The organism is Streptomyces sp. SID3212 (assembly GCF_009865405.1).
Lineage (GTDB): Bacteria > Actinomycetota > Actinomycetes > Streptomycetales > Streptomycetaceae > Streptomyces.
The window spans coordinates 1-8,746 of record NZ_WWJY01000337.1; the positions used below are offsets into that span (position 1 = coordinate 1).

The 8,746-nt window shown below is 72.5% G+C and carries 8 protein-coding genes; 3 read left to right on the plus strand and 5 right to left on the minus strand.

The window, feature by feature from the left end; all coding sequences use genetic code 11:
* Together GT042_RS10230 and GT042_RS10235 are read left to right on the plus strand one after the other, a co-directional pair.
* The coding region (locus GT042_RS10230; RefSeq protein WP_161308400.1) for a glycoside hydrolase N-terminal domain-containing protein at positions 1–2,264 on the plus strand (2,264 nt) is incomplete at its 5' end.
* Complete coding sequence (locus GT042_RS10235) at positions 2,264–4,144, plus strand: right-handed parallel beta-helix repeat-containing protein (protein WP_161308401.1); 1,881 nt, start codon at positions 2,264–2,266, stop codon at positions 4,142–4,144. The genes GT042_RS10230 and GT042_RS10235, both read left to right, overlap by 1 nt.
* On the opposite strand, the gene GT042_RS10240 is transcribed toward GT042_RS10235, so the two are convergent.
* Entirely contained in the window at positions 4,129–4,713 is a 585-nt protein-coding gene (locus GT042_RS10240; protein WP_161308402.1) for an RICIN domain-containing protein, read from the minus strand. The two genes, GT042_RS10235 and GT042_RS10240, sit on opposite strands and share 16 nt — an antisense overlap.
* Positions 4,714–4,939: 226 nt before the next feature.
* Between GT042_RS10240 and GT042_RS10245 the strand changes: the two genes are divergently transcribed.
* Positions 4,940–5,353, plus strand: a complete 414-nt coding sequence (locus tag GT042_RS10245; RefSeq protein WP_161308403.1) for a DUF4190 domain-containing protein — start codon at positions 4,940–4,942, stop codon at positions 5,351–5,353.
* A 75-nt stretch (positions 5,354–5,428) separates the two neighbouring features.
* On the opposite strand, the gene GT042_RS10250 is transcribed toward GT042_RS10245, so the two are convergent.
* From GT042_RS10250 to GT042_RS10265, 4 genes are all read right to left on the minus strand, one after another.
* Positions 5,429–5,821 carry an SH3 domain-containing protein gene (locus tag GT042_RS10250; RefSeq protein WP_161308404.1) on the minus strand — a complete coding sequence of 131 codons (393 nt, stop codon included), beginning with the start codon at positions 5,819–5,821 and terminating at the stop codon, positions 5,429–5,431.
* A gap of 296 nt (positions 5,822–6,117) precedes the next feature.
* Positions 6,118–6,963 carry a helix-turn-helix transcriptional regulator gene (locus GT042_RS10255; RefSeq protein WP_161308405.1) on the minus strand — a complete coding sequence of 282 codons (846 nt, stop codon included), beginning with the start codon at positions 6,961–6,963 and terminating at the stop codon, positions 6,118–6,120.
* Between the two features lie 2 nt (positions 6,964–6,965).
* Positions 6,966–7,919: an SDR family oxidoreductase gene (locus tag GT042_RS10260; protein ID WP_161308406.1), complete on the minus strand. Its 954-nt coding sequence runs from the start codon at positions 7,917–7,919 to the stop codon at positions 6,966–6,968.
* A 436-nt stretch (positions 7,920–8,355) separates the two neighbouring features.
* Positions 8,356–8,746: phosphatase PAP2 family protein (locus tag GT042_RS10265; protein WP_161308407.1), on the minus strand; the 391-nt coding region annotated here is incomplete at its 5' end.

An 8,746-nucleotide genomic window follows, 5' to 3' on the forward strand; every position in this document is an offset into this window, starting at 1 on the left:
AGCGGGCACGCCGCCACCTCACCCGGGGCGCGTACGACGCCGCGACCCGGGAGGTCCGGCGGGTGCAGTCCGGCTGGGCACAGTCCTATCTCCCCTTCGCGGACCTCGTTCTCACCCTGGCGCCGTCCCCAGGGTCCGCCTCCGACGCCCGGGGGAGTGGGGAGAACCGGGGGAGTGGGGAGGACCGGGGGAGTGGGGAGGACCGGGGGAGCGAGGACGATCAGTACCGTCGTGTCCTGGACCTGAACCACGCCGAGACCGAGACCCGGTTCCGCCTCGGCACGGTCGGTGTGTGCCAACGGGTGTTCGTGTCCGCACCCGACTCGGTGCTCGTCGTCTCGATCGAAGCCGACGCGCCCCTGGACGTCACCGCCGAGCTGACCACCCCCCTCGCGCTCCTGCGGCGCGAGACGGATGACCACACGGTGGAACTCCGCTTCCGGATGCCGTCCGACGTACCACCACCGCACGAACCCGATCACCCGGTCGTATGGTCCGCGTCACCCGGCGACGCGCTGCGCGGCGCCGTCCACGCCCGCTTCACCCACAACGGGGCCGCCGCCCCACCGCCGGACACCGCCGCGCTGAACGCGCGATCGGCGACCCGGCTCGACCTCGTCGTCACGACGGCCACCACCTTCGGCGGGATCGGACGACCGACGCGCACGGACGACGCACTGGACGCGGCGGCCAGGACGGCCGAAGCGGCGCTCCGGCTGGGCGTCCCGGCCCTTCGCGTACGCCACCGAGCCGATCACACGGCACGGTACGGCCGCGTCGCGCTGCGGATCGGGGGCGGTTCCGGCGACCCGGAGAGGGCGGACGACGAAGCGCCGGCCGCCACCTGGCACCGGGTGACGGCGGCCGGCGAAGGGGACGTGCTCGCCGACGACCCGGGGCTCGCCGTGCTGCTGTTCCACTACGGCCGGTACCTGCTGCTCGCCTCCTCGCGTCCCGGCGGCCTGCCCGCCACCCTGCAAGGGCTGTGGAACACCGAACTGCGCGCGCCGTGGAGTTCGGGCTACACCCTGAACATCAACACCGAGATGAACTACTGGGCGGCCGGCGTCACCGACCTCGCCGAATGCGCCGCCCCGCTGCTCGACCTCGTGGAGGCACTCGCCGTCACGGGTGCCGTCACCGCACGCGAGCTGTACGCGTCACCCGGATGGGTCGCCCACCACAACACCGACGCGTGGGCCTACACACCGCCGGTCGGCACGGGGGACGCCGACCCGGCCTGGGCCTTCTGGCCGATGGCCGGAGCCTGGCTGTCGCTCGAACTGGCCGACCTGGTGCGGTTCGGCCACCCCGAACTGCTCGATCGGGTACGGCCGTTGCTGCGCGGAGCCGCCGAGTTCGCGCTCCACCGGCTCGTTCCCGCCGGCGACGGGACGCTGGGCACCAGCCCGTCCACCTCACCGGAGAACCACTTCCGCACCCCCGGCGGCGGCGTCAGCGCGGTGGGACGGTCGTCCGCGATGGACCTCGGCCTGGTCGCCGCCCTGTTCGACGCCGTCGCCGAGTTCGCGTCCGGCGACAGTACGGACGAGCTGCTCACCCGCGTGCGGCACGCGCGGGCGATGATCCCCGGCCCCTCCACCGGGCGGGACGGCCTGATCACCGAATGGCGCGACGACCCGGTGGGGGCGGAGCCGTACCACCGTCATCTCAGCCACCTCTGGCCGCTCCACCCCGGGCCCGGTCTCCCCCCGGACCTGCACCCGAACGCCGCCGCCTCGATCGACGCCCGAGGGGACGAGTCGACCGGCTGGTCCCTCGCCTGGCGGATCGCGCTGCGCGCCCGCCTCCGGCAGCCGGAACAGGTCGCCGACCTCGTCCGGCTGATGCTGCGCCCCGCCCCGGCCGACCAGGTCGGCCAGCGCGCGGGCCTGTACCCCAACCTCTTCGCCGCACACCCCCCGTTCCAGATCGACGGCAACCTCGGGTACGTCGCTGGTATCGCCGAGGCGCTCCTCCAGAGTCACACCGGCTGGATCGAGCTGCTTCCCGCCGTCCCCCCGGCCTGGACGCGTGGAGCGGTACGGGGCCTGGTCGCCCGCCCCGGCGTGCGCGTCGACCTCGTCTGGGACGCCGACGCACACGGCCGTCCCGCGCTCACCACCGCGACCCTCACCCCGCGCGGCGCGCACGCGCGGGCACCGGTCACCGTCGTCGCGCACGGCCGCCGTACCACCGTCGACCTGACACACGGAGCCGTCACCCTCGACGGCCGGCACCTCGCAAGGAGAACGACGAGCTGATGACCGTACCGACCACCACCGCGCCCCGCCACGTCGTCGAGGTGACCGCCCACGGCGCGGACCCCACGGGCCTGCGCGACTCCTCGCCCGCCGTACGGGACGCGATCGCGGCGGCACGGCGAGCGGGCGGCCCCGTGACGATCCGCTTCGCGCCCGGGACCTATGCCTTCCGGGCGTCGTCGGCGGTACGCCGTGAGCTGTACGTCTCGAACACCGTCGGTGCCGATCCCCGCTACCGCGAGAAGTCCGTCGGGATCCTGCTGGAGGGATTCGAGGACGTCGAGATCGACGGCGGCGGCGCTCTGTTCGAGTACCACGGCCGTCAGACGACGATCGCCGTCATCGACTGCGAGCGGGCCGAACTGCACGACTTCGCCGTCGACATGGTGCAGCCGACCGTCGTGGAGGTGACCGTACGGGAGACCGGCGTCGCCGGAGGCAGGCCGTTCCGCCTGGTCTCGGTGCCGCCGGGGACCGATGTCCGTCCCCACGGCCGGACCGTGACCTGGCGGGGGGAGACCGACCCGGCCGGCGGCGATCCGGCGTGGACCGGGGAGGGGGCGCTCGACTACTGCCAGGTGCTCGACCCCCGGGTGAACCGGACCCGGCGGACGGAATGCCCGCTCTTCGACCACGTGGAACGTGTCACCGCGACGCCCGGCGGCCTGCGTGTCGACTACCGGGCGGACGCTCCCGTACCGGACGACGAGGGGCTGGTCTACCAGCTCCGGCACACCGACCGGGACCATCCGGGGGTTTTTGTCCTGGAGAGCGGGTACGCCCGGTTCCACGACGTGCGCTTCGGATACCTGCATGGGTTCGGACTGCTGGCGCAGAGCGGCGGCGACCTCCTCGTACAGAACTGTGTCTTCGCCACGCGGGAGGGCACGGGCCGGACCACGGCCGGTTTCGCCGACTTCGTGCAGGCGTCCGGCCTCAGGGGCCGGGTCGTGGTGGAGGACTGCCGCTTCGACGGCGCGCACGACGACGCGATCAATGTGCACGGTCTCTATCTGCGGGTCGACCGCGTGGACGGCGACGCGCTGGAGCTGAGCTACCCCCACCCGGAGACGGCCGGCTTCCCGCAGTTCGCGGCCGGCGAGCGGTGCGAGATCGTACGGGTGGACGACGGCACCGTCCTCGCGACCGACGTGGAGGTGCTGGGTGTCGACGGGCCGAGCGGACGGGACCACGCGCACGACCTGACGCGGATGCGGATCCGGTGCGCCGGGCCGCTGCCCGACGCCGTCGCCGCCTCGGCGCCCGGGGAGTTGGCCGTGGAGAACATCACCCGCACGCCGGCCGTGACCGTACGGCGCTCGACCTTCCTGAACCTGCCGACCCGCGGGGTCCTCGTGTCGACCCGCAAGCCGGTCCTCATCGAGGACTGCGTGTTCTCGGGTCTCGGTATGGCCGGCGTCCTGATCACCTGCGAGGCGGGAAGCTACTGGGAGTCGGGGCCGGTGGCCGACTGCACCGTCCGCGGCAACCGGTTCGACGACCTCGGCGGCCCGGCGGTGCAGATCAGCCCTCCGCATTTCCCCGCCGGCGGCAGGTCCGTGCACCGCGGCATCCGGGTGCTGGGCAACCACGTCTCGAACTGCGCGCCGTGGCCGCACGACGGCGACAAGGGCCGGGGGCCGGGCGGGGAGGGCGGCCACTGGATCGTGGACGCGACGAGCGTCGACGGTCTCGTCGTCATCGACAACACGGCGGCCACGGGCAGCCTTTCGGTGCGGCTCGACCACTGCCCCGGCGCGGAGGTGGGCGCGGGGTCCGGCAGCCCGGTCCGCGTCAGCCCGGCCGGTGCGGCCGACGGGGCCGATGGGGCCGACGCGGCCGGGCTGTCAGCCGGGGTCCGGCGTCAGAACTGGTCGTAGTTGTAGTTCTGGGCGTACTGCGGGACCCAGACCTCGGGCCACGGGGCGGTGGCGCTGCCGCAGGCGCCCAGCACGGTCTGGGAACGCCGTCCCGTGTCGCGCATGCACTGCCCGGTGGTCGCCTCGACGATCTCCCAGCGGTTCGCGTCCTGCGGGGTCGCGCGGTGGTTCCAGGTGAAGGTGGAGCAGCCGGGGCCGGTCGTCAGAATGAGCGGAGCGCCGGGGGTGGGGCCGCCGCCCTGGGGTCCGAGGCAGTACACCCCGAAGGCACCGATGGTGAAGTTGCCGTTGCCCAGGCTCTGGAAATGGAAGCGCTGGTGGAGTTCGCCCTTGCAGTCGAAGGTCTGGACGACGGTGCCGCGTTGGGGGCGGCCTCCGCCGCGGAGGTCGAGACACTTCCCGCTGCCGGCCGCCCGCAGGTCATAGGTGGCGGCGTTGCGGAAACTCGTCGTGTAGCGCATGCCGGGGTTCTCGGCGGCCTGCGCCGCGGTGGGCAGGAGCAGGCTGAACAGTCCGACGAGGACGGCTGCAACTGTGCGCCCGCCGAGGTGACATAACTTCCGAACCACGTGATCTCTCCTGTTTCCTGGGGGCGTTGTCGCCCAGGAACCCACCGTAGTTCACGGTATGCCGGATGTATGACGTTTGGTGAGGAACCACCCTCGCGGAGGCCGGCGGTCGGGCGGGGCGAGGTATCTGCGCGAGGGACCCGAACGGACAGGCGTGCGAGGCCCGTTGGGGGGGCAGACGGGGGAGACACGAACGGGACGAGCCGAAGAGAAGAGTGTGAGACCGATGACCTTGCCCAACTACCCGCAGCAGTCGGCCCCCGACGGGCAGCTCCACACCGAACCGGCCCCCGCGCGGAGCAACGGCCTCGCGGTCGCGGCCCTGGTTCTGGGGATCGCCGCGTGCGTGTTGTTCTGGACGGTCATCGGGGGAATCCTGCTGGGCCTGGCGGCGATCGTGACCGGCGTCATCGGTGCGCGCCGCGCTCGGGCTGGCCGGGCGCCCCGCCGCACGATGGCCATCGTGGGCGCGGTGCTGGGCGCCCTGGGGCTGATCGTCTCCGCGGTGATCGTCACCGTCGGTGTGTCGCTCCTGAACTCGGACGAGTTCAAGGACTTCAACGACTGCGTGCAGCACGCGAACACCCAGTCCGAGAAGGACAAGTGTGCGGACGACTACTCGGACGACGTCAACAACTGAACACACTGAACGCACTGAATGCATGTCGCCCGGCACCCCCGCCGCTCAGGACGGGGGTGCCGGGCGATCAGTAGGTCACGGGCACTCGGGGGGCGCCGGGGTGACGTTCTCGACCCAGCGGGCGGCGACCCAGCCGGGCCTGCCGAGCAGCTTGTACCAGCGGGGGTTGCCGCCCACGACCTCACCGTGGGACTTCTTGCATTCCAGGTCGATGACGGTGCCGTACGGGATGGAGCCGATGGGCGGCCTGCTGGTGTCCGGGGTCGGCCGTACGTTGACGGCCGGCCTCGCGATGACCCGGCCCTTGTGCACGATGGCGACGGCGGGGCCGGCCTGCGTGGTGGAGGACTCCGGGCCCGGGTCCGACGAGTGGCCCGTGGCGACGGCGGGGGCGGCCAGGGCCGTCCCCGCCAGCAGAACCCCGGCGAGCACGGAGATGGCCCGGTGCCCGATGGTCGGTGCGCTCATGACGGTTTCCTCTTGCTGTCGATGAACTCCGGGCCTCTGTCCCCGGCTGGATACCTTCATGGCACGGGCGCGCCCCGGTGCGGCCCGTTCCCGCCCGGGAAACGCCCTTTCTCACCCGATCGGCCCCATCGGGTGGGCCGCCCGGCCCAATGCCGCGACGGCCCGGGTGGCGATGCTCCGCACGTCGTGGTGATATGGCCGGTTGGGCCGTACGTACCGCGTTGCTCGACCTGTCGCCGCCATCGACCTCATCGTCGCGGGCGTCACGACCCGCCCACCCGTCGCCCGGCCACTCCTCAGGGGCGTGTGGGGAGGTGCTGCGCGCCGATCACGGAGAGCAGCTGGAGCTTTTCGTGGCTCTCGCTGCCGGGTGTGGCGGTGAAGATGAGGAGGGCCTGGTCCTGGTCGAGGTCGAAGAGCATCTGGCAGTAGACCTCGATCACGCCGAGTTCGGCGGTCCTGACGCGTTTGAGGTGGCCGCGCTCGGCCGTGATCTCGTGCTCGCTCCAGAGCCGGGCGAACTCGGGGCTGGTGTCGAGGAGCCTCTTGGCCAGGTCGGCGGCCCGGCCGGCGGGGCCTTGGCGGGCGGCGAGGGAGCGCAGGTCGGCCGTGAAGGCGCGGCTGTGCGCGTCGTGGTCCTCGCGCGGATAGATCCGGCGGGCGTCGGGGCGGGTGAACCACCGGTGGAACATGCTGCGGTCGAGGCCGGTGTAGCCGGTCTCGTCGCCGAGCAGCGCGACGGCCGGCGGAGTCTGGAGCAGGGTCTCGCCGAGGCTGGTGACCACCTGCGCCGGGGTGTCCTGGAGCCGGTCGAGCACGCGCATGAGGCCGGTGTCGACGTGTTCCATGCGCAGCTCGCGGGCCGGTGTGGGGTACCCGGCCAGGCGGAACAGGTGGTCGCGCTCGTCCAGCGACAGGTGCAGGCCCCGGGCGATGGCGGCGAGCATGGGTTCGGAGGGGCGGCTGCCGCGGCGCTGCTCCATGCGGCTGTAGTAGTCGGCCGACATGCCGCACAGGGCCGCGACCTCCTCGCGGCGCAGTCCGCCGGTGCGCCGCCGTCTGCCCCGGGGCAGACCCACGTCCTCGGGCTGCAGTGCTTCCCGGCGGGTGCGCAGGAAGTCGGCGAGCTGGTCGCGGTCCATGGTCACTGGGCCGGGGAGGCCGCGGGGAACCCGGTCCGGGTGAGCCGCTCGGCCTCGGCCCAGATCCGCCGTGCCGCGTCGGGATCCTCGGCGGTCTTGTAGAGGGGTTCTTCGGCGGGCCCGCCGGTGAGATGGCCGAAGCCGTCGGGGCCGTAGAAGGCGCCCCCGCGCGCGGCGGGGCTGGTCGCCGCGTAGAGCGTGGGCAGGGCCCCGGTCTCGGGCCACTGGACCAGGAAGGGGAGGACCCTCGGCGCCGCCCGGAAGCTCTTCGTACGCATACTGATCTTGTTGGTGCCCATGTTCCACCCCGAGGTCTGCAAGTTGGTCACCGTCAGGCCCGGGTGCGCGGTGTTGGACACGATGCCCCAGCCGGCGGCGCGGCTGCGCCGGTCCAGTTCGAGCGCGAAGAGCATCTGGGCCAGCTTGGACTGTCCGTACGCCTTCATCGCCTTGTACGTGCCCCGGTACTGCAGGTCGTCCCACTGGAAGGACCCCACACGCGCCGCGAGCGCCGACAGGGACGTCACCCGTGCGGACGCCTCGCGCAGCAGCGGGAAGACGCGGGCGGTCAGTGCGAAGTGGCCCAGGAAGTTCGTTCCGAGCTGCAACTCGAATCCGTCCTGGGTCTCGTGCCGGGTCGGCGGGGTCATGACCGCGGCGTTGTTGATCAGGATGTCGACCGGCCGCCCCTCCGCGAGCAGGGTGTCGCCCAGGGCGCGCACCGACTCCAGGGACGCGAGGTCGAGGTCCCTGATTCTGACCCTGGCCCGCGGGGCCGCACTCCGGATGCGCTCGACCGCAGCCGCGCCCTTGGCCCGGTTACGGACCGGCAGCACCAGCTCCGCCCCCGCCGAGGCGAGCCGTACGGCGATCTGCAACCCCAGCCCGTCACTCGCGCCGGTCACCACGGCCAGCTTCCCGGCCTGGTCGGGGATCTCGTACGTGGTCCTGGCCATATCGATCGGCTCCTTCACACGGCCTGCTGGGACACATCTTGCGTTCCCTCTCAGCCTGCCGGATTCCCGCCACCGTATTCAGGGACAGTTTGTCCGTGGATAACGACGACACCCCAGCGAACTCGCCGGGGATGTCTTCGAAGATCTCGTCCTCGGTGGCCATGTATTCCGCCATGTAGTCACGCCCACCGGCCGCGCCGGTGCGGGCCGCCGGCCCAGGGGCGAGCGGCGGAAGAGGTCAGGCCACCGGGCGACCTCGAAGGACGCGGTCTGATCCGCCGACGCGACCCGGCCGGTTCTCCAGCGCCAGGCCGACCTCGGGCGGCCCGCCCCGTGTCGCCGTCGGGACGACCGGGAGAAGCTGCTCACCGACCACGCCCAGGTGTTGGGGGGCTGCCGATCGCGGAGAGAGCGTGCTGAACCGGGAAGAGGAAGGTCACCGCCACCGTTTCGTGGCGCGGTGCTTGGCGGTGAGGGTCAGGGCCGTCGACGCCAGGCCGATGGCGGTTCCGGCGGCGATGTCCGTCGGGTAGTGGGCTCCGCTGTGGACCCGGCCCAGCGCCACCGCCAGCGCCGGGGGCGTGCAGACAGCTCCGGCACGCGGCCAGATGACCGTGACGGTCGCCGCGAAGGCTATGGCCGCCGCGGTGTGACCCGAGGGGAAGGAGGAGCTGCTCGGCCGCTCCTCCACTTCCTCGTTCGGGATCCATTCCTTCGGCGGGCGGCGCCGCTCGACCAGCTGTTTGCCGACCGTGTTGGACAGCGCCTCCGCCAGGCCCATCGCGGCCAGCCCCGCCCCCGCCGCGGTACGACCCCGCCGCCCGCCC

Excerpts from the sequence above, each read along its gene's own strand:
- GT042_RS10260 (WP_161308406.1), bottom strand. The coding sequence starts at position 7,919 with ATGGCCAGGACCACGTACGAGATCCCCGACCAGGCCGGGAAGCTGGCC.
- GT042_RS10255 (WP_161308405.1), bottom strand. The coding sequence starts at position 6,963 with ATGGACCGCGACCAGCTCGCCGACTTCCTGCGCACCCGCCGGGAAGCA.
- GT042_RS10235 (WP_161308401.1), top strand. The coding sequence starts at position 2,264 with ATGACCGTACCGACCACCACCGCGCCCCGCCACGTCGTCGAGGTGACC.
- GT042_RS10245 (WP_161308403.1), top strand. The coding sequence starts at position 4,940 with ATGACCTTGCCCAACTACCCGCAGCAGTCGGCCCCCGACGGGCAGCTC.
- GT042_RS10250 (WP_161308404.1), bottom strand. The coding sequence starts at position 5,821 with ATGAGCGCACCGACCATCGGGCACCGGGCCATCTCCGTGCTCGCCGGG.